This is a genomic window from Bacteroides sp. RCH18 (assembly GCF_058231005.1).
Map to the genome: position 1 here is coordinate 3,817,307 of NZ_JBIPTC010000001.1, position 16,701 is coordinate 3,834,007.

15 protein-coding genes are annotated in these 16,701 nt (G+C 36.4%); 9 read left to right on the top strand and 6 right to left on the bottom strand.

The window, feature by feature from the left end:
* Window positions 1-11 precede the first annotated feature (11 nt).
* The 4 genes from ACHLI0_RS14845 to ACHLI0_RS14860 all read left to right on the top strand — a co-directional run bounded on the left by ACHLI0_RS14845 (window position 12) and on the right by ACHLI0_RS14860 (window position 5,734).
* Window positions 12-2,051 carry a glycosyltransferase family 2 protein gene (locus ACHLI0_RS14845; RefSeq protein WP_490749504.1) on the top strand — a complete coding sequence of 680 codons (2,040 nt, stop codon included), beginning with the start codon at window positions 12-14 and terminating at the stop codon, window positions 2,049-2,051.
* A 162-nt stretch (window positions 2,052-2,213) separates the two neighbouring features.
* On the top strand, window positions 2,214-3,224 hold the full coding sequence (locus ACHLI0_RS14850) for a glycosyltransferase family 2 protein (protein ID WP_008767570.1): 1,011 nt from the start codon (window positions 2,214-2,216) through the stop codon (window positions 3,222-3,224).
* 1 nt (window position 3,225) lies between these two features.
* Complete coding sequence (locus tag ACHLI0_RS14855) at window positions 3,226-4,467, top strand: glycosyltransferase family 4 protein (RefSeq protein WP_225657722.1); 1,242 nt, start codon at window positions 3,226-3,228, stop codon at window positions 4,465-4,467.
* A gap of 25 nt (window positions 4,468-4,492) precedes the next feature.
* Complete coding sequence (locus tag ACHLI0_RS14860) at window positions 4,493-5,734, top strand: glycosyltransferase family 4 protein (RefSeq protein ID WP_490749505.1); 1,242 nt, start codon at window positions 4,493-4,495, stop codon at window positions 5,732-5,734.
* Between the two features lie 4 nt (window positions 5,735-5,738).
* Here ACHLI0_RS14860 and ACHLI0_RS14865 read toward each other — a convergent pair whose 3' ends face one another.
* Entirely contained in the window at window positions 5,739-6,980 is a 1,242-nt protein-coding gene (locus tag ACHLI0_RS14865) for a glycosyltransferase (RefSeq protein WP_490749506.1), read from the bottom strand.
* Window positions 6,981-7,112: 132 nt separating this feature from the next.
* Between ACHLI0_RS14865 and ACHLI0_RS14870 the strand changes: the two genes are divergently transcribed.
* Complete coding sequence (locus ACHLI0_RS14870; protein ID WP_413555489.1) at window positions 7,113-8,102, top strand: glycosyltransferase family 2 protein; 990 nt, start codon at window positions 7,113-7,115, stop codon at window positions 8,100-8,102.
* A complete protein-coding gene (locus ACHLI0_RS14875) occupies window positions 8,092-9,081 on the top strand; it encodes a glycosyltransferase family 2 protein (protein ID WP_011108798.1) in 990 nt (329 codons plus the stop codon). Before ACHLI0_RS14870 ends, ACHLI0_RS14875 begins: the two co-directional genes overlap by 11 nt.
* A 52-nt stretch (window positions 9,082-9,133) precedes the next feature.
* Here ACHLI0_RS14875 and ACHLI0_RS14880 read toward each other — a convergent pair whose 3' ends face one another.
* The 5 genes from ACHLI0_RS14880 to ACHLI0_RS14900 are packed head-to-tail and all read right to left on the bottom strand — an operon-like array spanning window position 9,134 to window position 14,040.
* Window positions 9,134-10,114, bottom strand: a complete 981-nt coding sequence (locus ACHLI0_RS14880) for a glycosyltransferase (RefSeq protein WP_062695836.1) — start codon at window positions 10,112-10,114, stop codon at window positions 9,134-9,136.
* A 6-nt stretch (window positions 10,115-10,120) separates the two neighbouring features.
* Entirely contained in the window at window positions 10,121-10,564 is a 444-nt protein-coding gene (locus tag ACHLI0_RS14885) for a GNAT family N-acetyltransferase (protein ID WP_008767578.1), read from the bottom strand.
* A 3-nt stretch (window positions 10,565-10,567) separates the two neighbouring features.
* The gene (locus ACHLI0_RS14890; RefSeq protein ID WP_225011792.1) at window positions 10,568-11,767 is read right to left on the bottom strand and encodes an ATP-grasp domain-containing protein; all 1,200 of its coding nucleotides are present in this window, start codon (window positions 11,765-11,767) and stop codon (window positions 10,568-10,570) included.
* Between the two features lies 1 nt (window position 11,768).
* Entirely contained in the window at window positions 11,769-12,929 is a 1,161-nt protein-coding gene (locus tag ACHLI0_RS14895; protein WP_011108801.1) for a pyridoxal phosphate-dependent aminotransferase, read from the bottom strand.
* 1 nt (window position 12,930) lies between these two features.
* Complete coding sequence (locus tag ACHLI0_RS14900) at window positions 12,931-14,040, bottom strand: DegT/DnrJ/EryC1/StrS family aminotransferase (protein ID WP_008762980.1); 1,110 nt, start codon at window positions 14,038-14,040, stop codon at window positions 12,931-12,933.
* Between the two features lie 244 nt (window positions 14,041-14,284).
* Here ACHLI0_RS14900 and ACHLI0_RS14905 point away from each other — a divergent pair, with 244 nt between their 5' ends.
* From ACHLI0_RS14905 to ACHLI0_RS14915, 3 genes are all read left to right on the top strand, one after another.
* Window positions 14,285-15,163, top strand: coding sequence for a beta-1,6-N-acetylglucosaminyltransferase (locus ACHLI0_RS14905; protein WP_032850643.1), 879 nt, complete (start codon window positions 14,285-14,287; stop codon window positions 15,161-15,163).
* Window positions 15,164-15,382: 219 nt separating this feature from the next.
* Window positions 15,383-15,763: a GtrA family protein gene (locus ACHLI0_RS14910; RefSeq protein WP_011108802.1), complete on the top strand. Its 381-nt coding sequence runs from the start codon at window positions 15,383-15,385 to the stop codon at window positions 15,761-15,763.
* Complete coding sequence (locus ACHLI0_RS14915; RefSeq protein WP_008767584.1) at window positions 15,760-16,695, top strand: glycosyltransferase family 2 protein; 936 nt, start codon at window positions 15,760-15,762, stop codon at window positions 16,693-16,695. Before ACHLI0_RS14910 ends, ACHLI0_RS14915 begins: the two co-directional genes overlap by 4 nt.
* Window positions 16,696-16,701: the final 6 nt, after the last annotated feature.

A 16,701-nucleotide genomic window follows, 5' to 3' on the forward strand; every position in this document is an offset into this window, starting at 1 on the left:
GAGGGTAATTAATGATAGTAGCTTTTGAAAATAATGTTGTTTGTTCGGATGAAAAAGTACGGGACTACTTGCTGGCTCATCATGCTGACTTGAAAGAAGATCAGGATGAGGACGCATTATGTCTGGTTCGTTTGCATAAGGAGGAAGACATTGATGGCACTGATCGTGTGGACTTAGCCGGATGGAGGGAGCTTTCGAGAGAACTTTATTGGGCTGGGGAACAGATGGAGTGCAATTATTCTATTATCCGTTTTAGCCGGAAGACTACTTCTTTGCAGATGTCGGTCGTACTGTCAACCTGCAACCAGCTTGAATGGCTGGAGAAGGTGTTGTGGGGATATGAAGCCCAGGATACTAAGAACTTTGAATTGATTGTTGCCGATGATGGTTCGCGGAAAGAAACTTATGATATGTTGCAGAGGATAACTCCGCAATTATCCTTTCAGGTGAAGCATGTATGGCACGAAGATAAAGGATTCCGTAAATGCGATATTCTGAATAAAGGCATACTGGCTGCACAAGCAGATTACCTGCTTTTCAGTGATGGCGATTGTATTCCACGTAAAGACTTCGTCTCAACTCACTTGCGTCTTCGCCGTAAAGGACGTTTCCTGTCCGGCGGATATCATAAGTTGAGTATGGATTTGTCGAAAGATATTACAAAGGACGATATATTATCCGGCAGATGTTTTGATCTGCAATGGATGAGAGGAAAAGGGATGCCTGCCTCTTTTAAAAATAATAAACTGACTGCTACAGGATTTAAAAGGTGGGCATTAAATACATTTACTCCTACCAAAGCAAGCTGGAACGGGCATAACGCTTCCGGTTGGCTAAGCGATATTCTGGCTGTGAATGGTTTTGATGAGCGTATGCAGTACGGTGGACAAGACCGTGAATTTGGAGAACGTCTGGAGAACTATGGAATTCATGGTATGCAGATACGTTACTCTACCGTATGCCTCCATTTGGATCATGCAAGAGGGTATAAGACGAAAGACTCTATCCAGAAGAACCGGAACATACGAAAGCATACTCGTGGAGCAAAGGTTCAATGGGCTTCTCTGGGCATTGTAAAGGATGTACTGAGAGGTCAGTCTGTGAAGGTGAACAGTTATTATGATCGCTATACACGGGAAGAAGAGAAGCTGACTTCCTATAAGGAAAAAGGAGGATTCTACCGACATATCTATTCTTTGCCTTGTAGGTGGAGAAGAGCAAAGTATCATGATAAAGTGGTGCGTGCTTATCAGCAAGACACTGATGCTCCGGCATTATCGAACCATTCGGGAGTCATTGTCTCGTTGACGACATTTCCTCCCCGTATTTCTCAGCTTCATCTGATGTTGAAATCGATTCTGTGGCAGACTTGTCCGCCCGAAAAGATAATTGTATGGTTGTCGGAACTGGAGTTCCCCGGACGGTTGAATGATCTGCCGGAAGAACTTAAAACATTGATGGCTAAAGGAGTAGAATTCAGATTTGTGTCTGAGAATTTCCGTTCACATAAGAAGTATCATTATGTTTTCCGTGAATATCCGGATAGTAAAGTGATAACAGTGGATGATGATTTGATTTATCCCCGGAATACGGTTGAGCGTTTGCTTTCCTTATCGTATCAGTATCCGGATACAGTTTGCGGAAACGTTATCCGGAAGATTCATATGGATGGAAATTCTTTTTCGGTATATAGAAAGTGGGCGAAAGTGTTTACGATGCCGGTGAATAGCTCTTTGCAGAATGTGGCAATCGGATGTGGCGGGATTTATTATCCTCCCCATTGGTATGGAGAGGAGTTGTTTGACTGGAAAATAATCAGTGAACATTGTCCGTCTGCGGATGATTTATGGCTGAAAGCGAATGAATTAAAGAGGCGGGTCAAGGTGACAGGAGGGGGTGAATTCTATCCCCGGCCGATAGAGCTGCCTCAAACGCAGAATAATAGCTTACAAAAGAAAAATAATGGGAAAACTAACCTGAATGATAAACAGTGGAAATCTTTGAATGAACTTTGGAAACTAGACGAATTATACTGTATAAATGGCAAATAAGAGGTAATTGTTTGATTTGAGAGTGTTTAGATTGTATTATCGAATCACATACGAGTGTGAAATTTATTTAAAATAGAGGGTAGTTTTGCAGTATTCCTTGTTATATAGCATTCTATATAGAAGGGGCTGCAGTAAAAATAAAAAGTTGACAAGTAGAATAATATGAATACTAATATCTCTGGACCATTGATTAGTCTTATAGTGCCTGTTTATAATGTAAAGGACTATTTGAAGACTTGTCTGCAATCTATATTGGAGCAGACCTATAAGAACCTTGAGATTATCTTAGTTGATGATGGTTCTGACGACGGCTCTTCCGGTATCTGCGATGAGTATGCGCGTATGGATCAGCGCATTAAGACTATTCATTTGCCTCATAGTGGGGTGAGTGCTGCCCGTAATGCCGGTTTGGCTGCAGCTACGGGAGAGCTTTTGGGCTTTGTCGACAGTGATGACTGGATTGATCATGATATGTATCAGTATCTTTACACTTTGATGCAAGAGCATGATGCAGATGTTTCTGCTTGTACTTATCTTCTTGAGCAGGAGGGAAGACCTTCTAAAATAATCAACAACACGGGTAAGTTGTATGTTTTCTCCAGAAAGGAGATTATACGTGCTTTGGTAAAGAATGACTTGGTAAAGAACTATTTATGGGCGAAGCTCTTTAAACGTAAATTGTTTGACCGCCTTTCATTCCCTGTCGGACGGGTTTATGAGGACGTAGCTGTATTATATAAAGTATTTTATAGCTCTCAGAAAGTGGTATTGAGTTGTGTCTCTAAATACCATTATATGATTCATAAGAATGAAAGCATTACTCGTGGTGGTTATGATCCGGTAAAGGAATATCATTATTTCCTGAGTCTTTATGAACAGGATAAGTTTATTCAGAATGCGGAACTTGGAGGTGAATCTTCCGTTGGCGTACTTAAGAGGGGGATTCATTTGATTAACCATACTTTGTTGTGCCCTCCGTCACCGGCTTTTGAGGATATAATAGATGAAACGATGTTGAAAATGCGTGAATATCGTCATATTACTCCTTGGCAACTAGGCCCGAGTATGTCAATCAAACGATATTTTATGTGTAAACACTTCGGCTTCTATAGGATGCTATATCGTGGTTATCGTGCTATATTTAAGAGAAAGCACAAATTGTTGATTGACTAGAATGACTAAGGAAAAGATAGCTTTTATAGTAGTTCGTTATGGAAAAGATATAAACGGAGGTGCTGAATATCATTGTCGTATGCTGGCCGAAAGGCTGGTTAACGATTATGATGTTGAAGTATTGACTACGTGTGTCAAGAATTATGTTACCGGTGATAATGAATATCCTGAAGGAGAAGAAATCCTGAATGGAGTTTTGGTACGTCGATTCTATTCAGATCCTGTTGAACCGGACTTACATAAAAGCTATGTCAGGCAGGCGGCTCCGGCAAAGAAGTGGAGGCACTTCTTGTACAGATGTCGTCTTTTGAAGCCTTTGTCTTATGTGAAACCGATTTGGCATTATAAAGAACAAGAAGAAATAAAGGCCTTGAATAGTCAGGTTTTTTATTCATCTTCAATGTATGCTTTTATAAGAGAGAATAAAGCTTCTTATAGAGCATTCATTCCGCTTTCCTTTTTCCCTCATACTTATTATACTGCACTATATGCACCGGAGAAGACGATTCTGATTCCTACTATGCATAATAACGGTTCATCCTTTCGTTCTATTATTACTTCTGTTTTCTCTGAGGTTGCCTATATTGGATTTAATATAGAAGCAGAACAGAAATTGGTAGAGAATATAGTTGGAAAGCCTTTGGCTGCTCACGGCATTATAAGTGTAGGTATAGAGAAGACGAAAGCTGCTGATTGGGAGCAAACAAAGGTAAAATATAATTTGCCGGAAGATTATCTATTGTATGTAGGGAGAATTGATGCTATAAAGTTGAATAATATAGTTGAGTATTTTTTAAGCTATAAAAAGAAATATGTAGATTCTCGATTAAAGCTAGTTTTAGTCGGAGGTATTTTTGGAAAGACAGTCGAACATCCGGATATAATTTACACAGGTTTTGTTGATGATGCGGAGAAAGTAGCGATTCAGTTGAATGCTAAAGTAATAGTGAATCCTTCCAGATATGAAAGTTTATCACTTATTTTACTTGAAACGATGAGCGAAGGTAAGGCGATGTTGGTCAATGGCAGGTGTAATGTGTTGAGAGAACATTGTGAAAAGAGTAATTATGCAGCTTTGTATTATATGAATCGTAGAGATTTTATGCGAAAATTGCATCACCTTGAGAACTCAGAAACATTACGTCAACAGATGGGAGAGAAAGGGCGTCACTATGTTCAGGAGAATTATAATTGGGAGATGATTATAGGACGGATGAAAAATGTGATTCAGATGCTCTCATAAGTAGAATGTTGTATTAAGGGAAGCTATGAAGAAAGAGAAAGTTGCTTTTGTTGTTGTCAGATATGGCAAAAATATAAATGGCGGGGCTGAATATCATTGTCAGATGTTAGCAGAACGGTTAGTACCTGATTATGATGTGGAAGTACTTACTACCTGTGTCAGAGATGTTGCGACGGGTGAAAATATATATCCGGAAGGTGAGGAGGAATGGAATGGAGTGGTGATTCGTCGTTTTAGGACGAATCCTGTTCAGCGTGAAAAGGAACGCTATTTCGCAAAGAGGGCTAAACCAGCAAGAAAACTACGCCAGTTCCTTTTTAAATTAGGAATCTTGAAATACTTGTCTTATTTGATTCCTGTATGGACTTACAAGAATGATGATGAAGTGCAGGCGATGAAGAGTGATAAATTCTATTCGTCCGCATTGAATGATTATATTCGTGATCATATAGATGAATATAAAGCATTTATAGCAATGTCTTCTGATTATGTCACCTTTTATTATACTGCATTGTATGCAGGTAGAAAAACAATAGCTATTCCTACAATGCATAATATGGGTATTTCTTTCCGTTCTGTATTAACATCTGCTTTTTCAAATATAGCTTATGTTGGTTTTAATACCGGAGAGGAACAGAGGCTTGCTGAAAATATTCTGGGTAAGGCTTTGGGGGCTCATGGGATATTGAGTGTAGGAATAGAGGAGTCTTTATCCGCAGATTGGGCGATGACAAAAGAAAAGTTTCAATTACCAGAGAAATATTTGTTATATATTGGTCGTATTACTCCTAAAAAGATTCATCGTTTACTTACATATTTTGTGAACTATAAGAAAAAATATTCAGATTCAACATTAAGATTAGTATTGGTAGGTGGGCTGGCTATGGAGCGATTTGAGCATCCTGATGTTATATACACAGGCTTTGTCAGTGATGAAGAGAAAATGTCAATTCTACAGCATGCCGATATTGTAGTGAATCCTTCTCGTTATGAAAGCCTTTCTTTAATACTTTTAGAGGCTATGAGTCAAAAGAGGCCAATGCTTGTAAACGGACATTGTAAGGTCTTGAAAGAACATTGTTTAAAAAGTGATTTTGCTTCTTTTTATTACATGAATAATCGTGGGTTTAATCAGGCACTTCGACGGATTGAACAATCGGAAGATTTGAGAGAGGAGATGGGAGAGAAAGGTGTATTTTATGTGAAATCGAACTATAATTGGACTTTGATTATGGGGCGCTTAAAGCAAGCTATCAAGAGTATCTAAATCTTTATATATTTTCGATAACATGCTTTAGTTTATTCATTATTATGTTCCAGTCGTAATTACTGTTAACGTAAGAATATCCTTTTTCTCCCATCTCTAATCTAAGATTGGTAGAAGAGTCTAGCATATGAAGCTTATCAATGAAACTTTTTTCATTAGTGTAGTATAAAGCAGCATTATTACTTTTATGGCAATGTTCTTTCAATACATTACAATTGCCATTGACCAGCATCGCTTTTTTTAAAGCCATTGCTTCCAGTAATATAAGTGATAGGCTTTCATACAGTGATGGGTTGATTACAATCTTTGCATGTTGAATGATTGATATCTTTTCTTGTTCTTCAACAAAATTAGTATATATAATATCCGGATGATTAAAAGGATCACTATATTGTTTGCCTACAAGAACAAACTTTAAATCAGAATTAGGATATACCTTTTTATAGTTGAGGAAATAAGTATACACATTGTTAAGTTTGCCTTGGTCTACTCTCCCTACATAGAGCATATATTCATCAGGAAGATTATACTTTTCTTGGGTCACTGCCCAGTCTGATGGAGCACTTAGCTCTATCCCTACGCTTACAATACTGTGGGGTGCCATGTGCATACCAAATATTTTTCTTGCTAGTTTTTGTTCTGCTGTTGTGTTGAAAGCGATGTAGGCTGCCTTTGTAAAGACTTGTGTCAAGGTTGAGCGAAATGCAGTTTTGTGATAATGCATTGTAGGGATTACAATAGTCTTTTCTGGTGCATATAAAGTTGTGTAATATAAATGAGAATAATCTATTGTAATAGGGATGATTGCTTTGTAATTATCTTTATTTTCTTTTATGAAATTGAAGAGAGCCGGAGAATGGAAAACTTGGCTACCGAGTGCTTCTAGTTCTTCTTTTTCTTTGAAATGCCAAACAGGGAAAAAGTAAGAAGCAATAGCTAGAAAGTGGCATTTGTATAAAAAACGTCTTAATTTATAAGCCGGTTTAGCTTTCTTTTTATAAAAGTTTTCAAGTTCAGGATGAGTGGGATTAGTTTTAAAACGGCGAACAATGACTTTATTGATAATCTCTTTTTCCTTAAACTTAAGATTTTCTCCAGTTCTATAATTATCTACACAAGTAGTTAGAACTTCAACGTTATAATCATTGGTGAGTCTTTCGGCTAGCATTCTACAATGATACTCTGCTCCTCCATTGATATTTAATCCGTAACGTACAACAACAAATGCTATATTTTCCTTACTCATATTAATATAATAAGCTTTCCGGCAAAGATACGATTATTAATGATAACCTGGGAACTTAAAATCTGGTTTTTATTTTACTGATAATACTATATTCTCTATCTTTGTGCGTAAGTTTATTAATGGAGAGCATGCATGGAGAATAATTATTTGATAAGTGTGATTGTACCTGTACATAATACAGTTAATTATTTGCGAAAATGTATTGAATCTATACGGAATCAGTCTTTAGAAAATATAGAGATAATTCTGGTAGATAATTTATCAACTGATGGATCTTCTGAGATATGTGATGAATATGCAAGTATGGATACTCGGGTAAAAGTAATCCATCTTTCGGTAGCTAATGCATCTGTAGCTCGTAATGCTGGCATTGATATGGCTTCTGCTCCATATATAGGGTTTATAGACAGTGATGATTATATTGACGTCAATATGTATGAGGAATTGCTTGCTGCAATTAGTTCATATGGTGTTGATTTGGTATATTCCAATTTTCAGATTGAACATGACGACGGGCATATAGACTCTTTTGAACCTAATAGTGGTATGGTCTGTGAAAGATCTTCGAAGGAGGTGGTGTATGATATGATGTGTGATCGATTGAATAGCTCTTGTTGTACGAAACTCTTTAAGAAGACACTTTTTTCTTCATTAAAATTTCCTATACATAATATGTATGAGGATCGTCTTATCTTGCATCAGTGGATATTAGAGTCTGAAAAAGTAGTGTGGATTGATAAGGCATTTTATCATTATGTAAAAAGAAGCTCTAGTATTTGCCATGTTATTTCGCCATTACAACGTTACCATTTCTTTTTAGCGCAATTTTGCCGCTTGGAGTTTATTAATAATAATCTATTGTTCGATACGGAAGAACAATATAATATGAAAACATCCCTTGTTAAGAGCTGCTTAAGGACTTTTAAAGAGATGCGTTCTTTTCCTTTTAGCGAAAGTCGTGCCTATGTTGTTGATATGAAGAATAATTTGAAGAAATTAATTCCTCTGTCTAAAAAGGAACTTGATATTAAATGTTATAAACGGCTGAGAAAGATTGTTTATTTTTGGCCTATTTATTATTGGATACATTTTAAACTTAAAAAGATAAATAGTGGAGAATAAGTATTTGGTTAGTATAATAGTGCCTGTTCATAATACCGCTGATTATTTGCATAAATGTATTGAATCATTACGTAGTCAGACATTACAGCAGATTGAAATAATCTTGGTTGATAATTTATCTGTTGATGGTTCTTCTGAGATATGTGATGAATATGCGAAAATTGATAAACGTATTAAAGTGCTTCATCTTTCTATAGCTGGACTCTCTATTGCCCGTAATGCTGGCATGCGTATAGCTTCTGCTCCTTACATTGGTTTTGTTGACAGTGACGACTATGTTGAACCTGCAATGTTTGAGAAAATGTTAGATGCAATGGTACAAAGTGATGCGGAAATTGCATATTGTAATTTTCTTCTTGAATATGAATTTAAACCAAACGAGTCTCCTTACCGGAATTCTGGAGATATTGTTATTCGAGATCCAAAGAATGTATTACAAGATATGATGATGGAAAAAGTTAGTTGTTCTGCTTGTACAAAGCTTTATAAGAGTGGCTTTCTGACATCATTACAATTCCCAGAGGGGAAAAATTATGAAGACAGGCTTGTAATGTATGAATGGGTTGCTCTATGTAAGAAAGTTGTATGGGTAGATAGCCCTTTTTATCATTATGTAGAACGACAAACGAGTATATGTCACACGATGTCTCCTATGAATCTTTATCATTATTTTTTGGCAGAATATGCCCGCATGAGGTTCATGGAGAAATATTCTCTATTTGAAGAAGAAGATCTTTTTAAAATTAGGACTAGGTTGATTGGGACTTGTCTTACAATATTTAAGGAGATACTTTTGAAGGTGAATTTGAGAGAATTCAAAGAACCTGTTAAGGATATGAGGCAGAAAATGAAAGAGATAGCTGCATTGCCTGAAGATACATATGAATTGAAATATCGCAGGAGGGTAAGAAAAATAGCTTATCATTGGCATTTGTACTACTTGACTCATTTCCTGTTTAAAAAAGGTGGAGATTCGTGAATAGAAAAAGGGATATTTACTTAATATCTCACTAGATAGTTTTTTTCCCTTTTTACTTCCTTTCTTTTCCTTTTATATCGAACCATTTTGCTAATCTTATCTGAATGAATCTGAGATGGAATCGGCGGACTCTTCTCCGCATACGTGCGGATACATAACTAGGATTAATGAGTTTTGAATAGTGTCTGGCCTTTTTATACATGCCCAGACACATATACTTATCGTATAGATCATAGTAAAAGCAACTTAAGGATCGTAAGTATGGCTCTGTTAATGGAGTATTAAATTTGTGGATATAAAATGCAGTTATATCAATGGTCGATAATATGAATCTTTCATATTTCTGTATATCATTAGAATGACTTGCTGACTCTTCTAAGACACGGTATACTGTAGTGCTTTCCGGAATAAATTTTATTTTGTGATAATATGATATCCATAGCCACATAGGATAGTCTCCCATTAGCCAGTTTTTGCTCTTGGGTTCCACTTCTTTCAAGTACTCCATTACTAAGGCACTGCGTATGCAAGATGTAAGGGTTGGAATACAATTTCCGGATAATAACTCTATATAACCATTAAATTCCCGTCCAATAATATCTTTTTCTATTTTGCCTTCCTTTTGGTTATATACCTTGCTGGTAGTATATATCATGCCGTAATCAGGATTGTTCTCTAGAAAATCGATTTGTTTCTGAAGTTTTAATGGGTCAATCCAATAATCGTCTCCTTCGCATATTGCAATATACTTTCCTCTGACTCGTGAGCATTGGTATTTGGCAAAGATATCTTCTTTCTTTGAGTATTTGTTTTCTTTCTGATATATGGGTCTTATGACTTGAGGGTGATTATGCTCGTACTCGCGAATGATATCAGGAGTATTATCAGTGGATGCATCATCATGGATTAGAATTTCAAATGGAAAATTGGTCTTTTGCATTAGAAAACCATCTAGACACTGGGATATATATAATCCATGATTATATGTGCTACAAATTATACTTACTAATGGAGTATTTGCTATATCTTTCATTCAATATTAACTTTTGTGTACCTCTTTCTTCATTAAATACTTCTCATCCCTATCCTCAGCCTCATAAAATCCCATTTTATGATATGCATGAAGTGCATTGTTATTGTCTTTTCTAACTTCAAGCAATATCTCCTGAATGTCCGTAGAAAGATGTTCTATGATATAATTAATTGTTTTTTTAGAGATCCCATGACCTTGATGGTCAGGGTTTACACAGACATAGGGTATATATAAAAATCTCTCTTCTCTATTGTAATAGCCAACAATTAAAGATATAATGTTAGATCCGGAAATAGTATAGTACATAGAGCCGTTATGGTACATTTTTAATATCCATTCATCCAGGTTGGGCATCTGTAACAGAGAAGGAACAAACCAGTTTGCAGAGGATATGATAAAATCCCTGAATTCGGTATATGCTAGAGGTTCTGTATGGATTGTTATGCTCATATTTTAATCAATAATAATATGTACAAACTGGTCCATGTTTTCTATAACATTAAACATTTCTTCTTTCGAAGAATATTTGAGGATAAGTGTCCCCAATGCATCGCCAGCATCACGGAAAGCATGAACATTATCTCCACTTTTCAGTTCTGTTACACAATCTACCAGATTGTTTTTTGCAAAGTTTTCATCAAATGATATTTCTTTAAACCGTCCGGTCTGTTTGCTATGTAACATATAATTAGACCAATATCCCCTTGCAGGTGACATCTCTATTTCGGAGCAATCTTCTCCCAAAGCTGCTTTTATCACATATTTAACCATGTTGACTCCTGTTGCCAGTTCTGTAATCTGAGGTATTAAACTGCCACCGCTTCTGGCACCTAACTCCAGTATATACAATTTCCCGTTTTTACCAAGAATAGCCTCGACATTATATGCGGTTGTCCCCATTTTTAGTTCAGAAATCAGACGCTGTATGTCCTTTTCCAGTTCTGTTATAATTTCAGGTTTCATTTGGAAAGGCCAGCATTCACCAAGTGGGGCGAAATCTTTGACAACTGAAGAACTGTAGTATTCGTTTCCAAAACAGTGGAATTTTAAAATTCCGTCTACGGAAAAGGCATCTCCTGATATCTGATATCCGTCCTTCTCTATGAATTCCTCAATAATAATGCGTTTTTCACGGGAATATGAGAGGGCATCTTCTATAAAGTCTTTTAGTTGATCTACGTTAGTCAGTTTATTGATGCCTTTACTTCCTGATGAATCGACAGGCTTTATCATAACAGGAAGGGTTAAATTCTTGATTTGTTCCAAAGCCTCCGTGTATGAAGAACATCCGACGTATTTGGGAACATTGAAATTATGTTCAGCCAGATATCGTCTGAATAAGTCTTTCTGAGAAAGAATTTCTACAGAAGTATAGGGGCTGGTGGGCAATCCTAGTTTCTCACAAACATAAGCAGCTGTAGGAGCTGCAGGATCTGAAGCATATGCAACGACGCCATCTACTTGAAGTCTTTTGGCTAACTCGTAAACAGCTTCCTTATCTGTTGTGCTGACATTATAATATTCGTGGGCATACTGATGTCCTGGGTTATTCGGCAAGTAATCGCAGGTGATTACATAATATCCCATTTTTACAGCTTCTTTAATCGCATAGACCTGATATAAAGAGCCTCCTAGCATTAAAACTTTTTTCATCTTATAAACTTTCGACAAATCGCTTAAGTCTTTGAATTCCTTCTTTAATTTTATATATATCTAATGTAAAAGCAATCCGGATAAAATCCTCGCAACAATCACCGTAAGTTATTCCAGGAACCACTGCCACTTGTTCTTTTTCTAAAAGGGCATATGCGAACTCCTCAGATTTTAATCCGGTAGATTTTATATTTAACATTGCATAAAAGGTTCCTTGTGGCGCATCGACTGTTATTGTTTTGATTTTGGCAACTTCTTCCAATAAAACATTTCGGCGGAGAGTGAATTCCTCAATCATACCAGCCGAATATTTCTCCGAATTTCTTAGTGCTTCTATAGCTGCATACTGAGACGGCAATGGAGCACAAGCAGCTATGTTCTCTTGAAACATTGTCATCACTGATATTAACTCTGAAGGTGCAGCTATATAACCCAAACGCCATCCGGTCATACAGAATTCTTTTGATAAACTATTGATAACAACAGTGCGTTCCTTCATCTTGTCGCATGTAACAATACTTTTGAAATGAGCATTATCATAAAGTAGTGTTTTGTATACCTCATCTGTTATTACTATCAAATCATTTTCAATAGCTATCTGTGCTATTTGTTGGATGGAGTCATCAGAAATTATCCGCCCGGAAGGGTTGCTGGGCGTATTTAAAATAATAGCTTTTGTTTTAGGAGTGATTGCCTTCCTTATATTTTCTATAGATATCGATAAGTCATTGGTGCTGACAGGAGCTGTGATAATGGGCTCTCCACTACACATACATACCATCTGTACATAGTTTATCCAATATGGAGCTGGTATAATGACTTCATCCCCTCTGTTTAGAATGGCTAGCAGGGTTAAATATAATCCTTCCATTCCCCCAACTGTAACCATAATCTCATTTGTCGGGTTGTATTCTATATTATATTGTAACTTGTATCTGGAAGATATTATTTCTCTTAATTCTAATAATCCGGCATTAGGGGAGTATCTTGTACGACCTTCCAGTATCGCTTTACAGCCAGCTTCTTTTATTTTATCGTGTGGATGTATATCCGGGTCTCCCAATGTGAAGTCTATAACATTGTCATATTTTTGGGCCAAATTAAATAGACGCCTTGTTAAGGAAGGGGATATAGAGTTTGTTATTTCTGATAATTGTATCATACTATTTCTTTATAATTTGGAGGATATACTCGACTTCATTTTCACTTAAAGCATGGTGCATTGGCAAGCAGATGACGTTATTGGACATTTGGGTTGCTATTGGCAGATTGTCAGGGTTAGCAGAATCTAATCCGCGATATGTTGAGAATGTACTGATTAGCGGATAGAAATAACGGCGTCCGAATACATTATGTTCCTTCATCTTAAAATAAAGTTCATCACGCGTCATTCCATATTCTTCAGCATTTATGAAAATTGGGAAATAAGAATAATTGTGGCGTACTCCTGGTATATCATTGAAAAAGGTTATCCCTTTAACACCTTGAAGTTCATCTCTATATCTTATGGCTACTTTGCGACGGGAATTGATTGCATGATCTACTTGCTTAAGGTTAAGTAATCCGTATGCAGCGCGTACCTCATCTACTTTACTATTAATACCGGGGGCTACAACTTCAGTTTCACTGGCAAAACCAAAGTTCTTTAGATAGTCGATGCGCTTTTTAGTCTGCTCGTCATGAACGACTAATGCTCCACCTTCCAAAGTATTGTAAACTTTCGTTGCATGAAAACTCAGAGTAGCCATATCTCCAAAGTTTAAAATGCTTTCCCCGTTTATTTCTACTCCAAAAGCATGAGCGGCATCATATATGACTTTTAATCCATATTTATTGGCAATTTCTTGAATCTCTTTCGTTTTACAAGGCTTCCCGTAAACGTGTACAGGCATGATAGCTGTAGTCCTGGGGGTAATGGCCGCTTCTATTTTACTAGGATCCAGATTACAGGTTTCTGGCTCAATGTCTACAAAAACAGGTTTGATTCCATTCCACCAAAGAGAATGCGTTGTTGCTACAAAGCTAAAGGGAGTAGTTATCACTTCACCGGTAATTCTCATTGCTTGTAAAGCGGTTATTAAAGGTAGAGTTCCGTTCGTAAACAAACTGAGATAGGGAACTTTAAGATACTTAGCTAATTCCTCTTCTAGTTTTTGGTGGAAGTTGCCATTATTTGTCAGCATTTTGCTTTCCCATATTTCTTTTAATAAGAAAGTAAAATCTTCCAAAGAAGGCAGTAGGGGGGAAGTCACATATATAGGTTTATCTATCATTGTAATTATGGATATTATTGGTCTATATAATAGTTGTTTAGGTTAATGACGTTATTGTCTTTGTCTCCATTAAGAATCGGGTGTCAGCTCCAATTTAATGATTTAAGACTTAAATTTCACAAAGATAGATAGATTCCAATACTTATCAAAATATATGTTTGGAATTTATCTAACTATTGTTGTATTGGAATTCTATCTGTTGTATCTTTGCATGATAATGAACTTATTTAATGATGCAAAGGTAATGAGACATGCTTTTTTAATTCTGGCCCATAATGAATTTCAAATATTGAAGATACTACTTTCTATGCTTGATGATGGGAGGAATGATATATATCTGCATATTGATAAGAAAGTCGTGCTCGGACCTTTAGAGCAAGATTTATTTCGGCTTGCAAAAGCTCGTCTTTTTGTACTTGAGCAACGTCTTGACGTAAGATGGGGTGATATTAGTGTGGTAAAGGCTGAACTGTTGTTACTTGAGACAGCCAGTATGAAAGGTCCTTATGATTATTATCATTTGTTGTCAGGAGTCGATTTGCCGATAAAGTCACAAGACTATATCCATCATTTCTTCGAGAAAAATAAGGGGTATGAGTTTGTGCCTTACTCTTGTGGTGAGGCTAATTTAAAAGATCTCGAAAGAAAGGTTTTTAAATATCATTTGTTCTGTCGTTATTATAAAATTCCACCTCGTATTTTTAAAAAGCAAGTACAATCTCTTCGAATAAACTTTTTAAAGTTGCAGGATTTCTTCCATTATAACCGACCTAAAGAAATTGAATTTAAAAAGGGTTCCAATTGGGTTAGTATTACGCATGAGTTGCTAACAATTATATTAGCCCAAAAGTCTTTTATTTTAAGGCGTTTTAAAAATGTTTGCTGTGGTGACGAAATATTTCTTCAATCTATATTGTGGAACTCAGAAAGGCGGAGTCATATTTATCCAGGTAGTGAGCAGTTGAATGCCGGACTTCGTGCAATTGATTGGGAACGGGGGAATCCTTATGTTTGGAAAATGGAGGATTTGCAATATTTATTAGAAACAGAGCATTTGTTTGCTCGAAAATTTGATTCGCAGAATATGGATGTTGTGATCAAAATAAGGGAGCTTTTTTCTTGAATGTATAAAGTGATGTGTGGTGGTAACTCATGAAGATGAGTAGAGAAATTGCACCTTAGATATCATTCTATGATTTAATCTAATGGAGAGGTGATATTATTTATTTTTGTATATTTAGTTATACTTTTTTGCTGGTCTTATATATTATTTATAATATTGTACCGTTTTATAAGTCTCCTGTAGGTAGTTGGATCAAAATCAATAAAAGAGTATTGGATGATGTCTGTTTTTAATAAGCGTAGAGAGTTTGTTCGTTTCATATTGGTTGGTGTTCTGGCAACTGCTACTCATTATGGTATTTATTTCTTTTTATGTGTATTGATGTTACCAGCTATTGCATATACTATTGGTTATGCTATTAGCTTTATTCTGAATTTTTACTTGTCTAATATATTCACCTTTAATACTAAGCCTACTGTTAGGAAAGGAATAGGATTTGGCATCAGTCATTTTATCAATTATTTGTTGCATATCGGGCTGTTGTCGCTATTTATATGGATCGGAGTTCCCGAGAGATGGGCACCTCTTCCTGTGTTTGCATTAGTAGTGCCGGTTAATTTCCTTCTTGTTCGTTTTGTTCTAAAATCTAAAAAAATATGAGTAAAGTTAGTGTTTTAATACCTGCATACAACGAGGAACTCTCTCTTCCGGAGCTCTATTCGAAGCTAAAAGAAATGATGGATTCTTATGCAGAATATGAGTGGGAGATTTTGTTTGTTAATGATGGCAGCCATGATAAAACATTGGAAGTTATTAAATTTTTGAGATCACAAGACGAGAGAATTAATTTTGTCGACCTGTCGCGCAATTTTGGAAAAGAAGTAGCAATGTTAGCTGGTTTCGATTATGCTACGGGCGATTGTCTGGTGATTATGGATGCTGACTTGCAACATCCTCCTCACTTAATCCCTGAAATGTTGAAATATTGGGAAGAAGGGTATGATGATGTATACGCAAAGCGAATAACCAGAGGCAAGGAGAGTTTGATGCGTAAATATCTGTCCTTGTTATTCTATAAGTTATTGCAGAAAACGACCCGTGTGGAGATTCTCCCGAATGTCGGTGATTTCAGACTGTTAGATCGTTGTTGTATAAACGCTTTGAAACAGATGCGTGAGAGCCAAAGATATACTAAAGGTATGTATTGCTGGATTGGATTTCGTAAGAAAGAGATCAAATTCGAGCAGGAAGATCGTGTTGCCGGTACATCTTCGTTTAACTTTTTCAGCCTTCTGAGCTTGGCTGTGGAAGGGGTGACCTCCTTTACTGTAGCTCCTTTACGCATTTCTACTTTTGCTGGAATTATAGTTTCCTTGGTTGCTTTCATATACATGTGCTTCATCATGTTTAAAACATTGATATGGGGCGAAGTAGTACAGGGTTTCCCTACTCTGATGGTCGTGATTCTTTTTCTAGGTGGGATACAGTTGCTGTCCTTGGGAGTCATAGGGGAGTATATAGGACGTATTTTCAATGAAACAAAGAATCGTCCTACCTACATTGCAAGAGAATATAATGGTGTGAAACAATAACTAAGA

Coding starts and splice junctions, on each gene's coding strand:
- ACHLI0_RS14845 (WP_490749504.1), top strand. CDS start 12: ATGATAGTAGCTTTTGAAAATAATGTTGTTTGTTCGGATGAAAAAGTA.
- ACHLI0_RS14850 (WP_008767570.1), top strand. CDS start 2,214: ATGAATACTAATATCTCTGGACCATTGATTAGTCTTATAGTGCCTGTT.
- ACHLI0_RS14855 (WP_225657722.1), top strand. CDS start 3,226: ATGACTAAGGAAAAGATAGCTTTTATAGTAGTTCGTTATGGAAAAGAT.
- ACHLI0_RS14860 (WP_490749505.1), top strand. CDS start 4,493: ATGAAGAAAGAGAAAGTTGCTTTTGTTGTTGTCAGATATGGCAAAAAT.
- ACHLI0_RS14865 (WP_490749506.1), bottom strand. CDS start 6,980: ATGAGTAAGGAAAATATAGCATTTGTTGTTGTACGTTACGGATTAAAT.
- ACHLI0_RS14870 (WP_413555489.1), top strand. CDS start 7,113: ATGGAGAATAATTATTTGATAAGTGTGATTGTACCTGTACATAATACA.
- ACHLI0_RS14880 (WP_062695836.1), bottom strand. CDS start 10,114: ATGAAAGATATAGCAAATACTCCATTAGTAAGTATAATTTGTAGCACA.
- ACHLI0_RS14885 (WP_008767578.1), bottom strand. CDS start 10,564: ATGAGCATAACAATCCATACAGAACCTCTAGCATATACCGAATTCAGG.
- ACHLI0_RS14890 (WP_225011792.1), bottom strand. CDS start 11,767: ATGAAAAAAGTTTTAATGCTAGGAGGCTCTTTATATCAGGTCTATGCG.
- ACHLI0_RS14895 (WP_011108801.1), bottom strand. CDS start 12,929: ATGATACAATTATCAGAAATAACAAACTCTATATCCCCTTCCTTAACA.
- ACHLI0_RS14900 (WP_008762980.1), bottom strand. CDS start 14,040: ATGATAGATAAACCTATATATGTGACTTCCCCCCTACTGCCTTCTTTG.
- ACHLI0_RS14905 (WP_032850643.1), top strand. CDS start 14,285: ATGAGACATGCTTTTTTAATTCTGGCCCATAATGAATTTCAAATATTG.
- ACHLI0_RS14910 (WP_011108802.1), top strand. CDS start 15,383: ATGTCTGTTTTTAATAAGCGTAGAGAGTTTGTTCGTTTCATATTGGTT.
- ACHLI0_RS14915 (WP_008767584.1), top strand. CDS start 15,760: ATGAGTAAAGTTAGTGTTTTAATACCTGCATACAACGAGGAACTCTCT.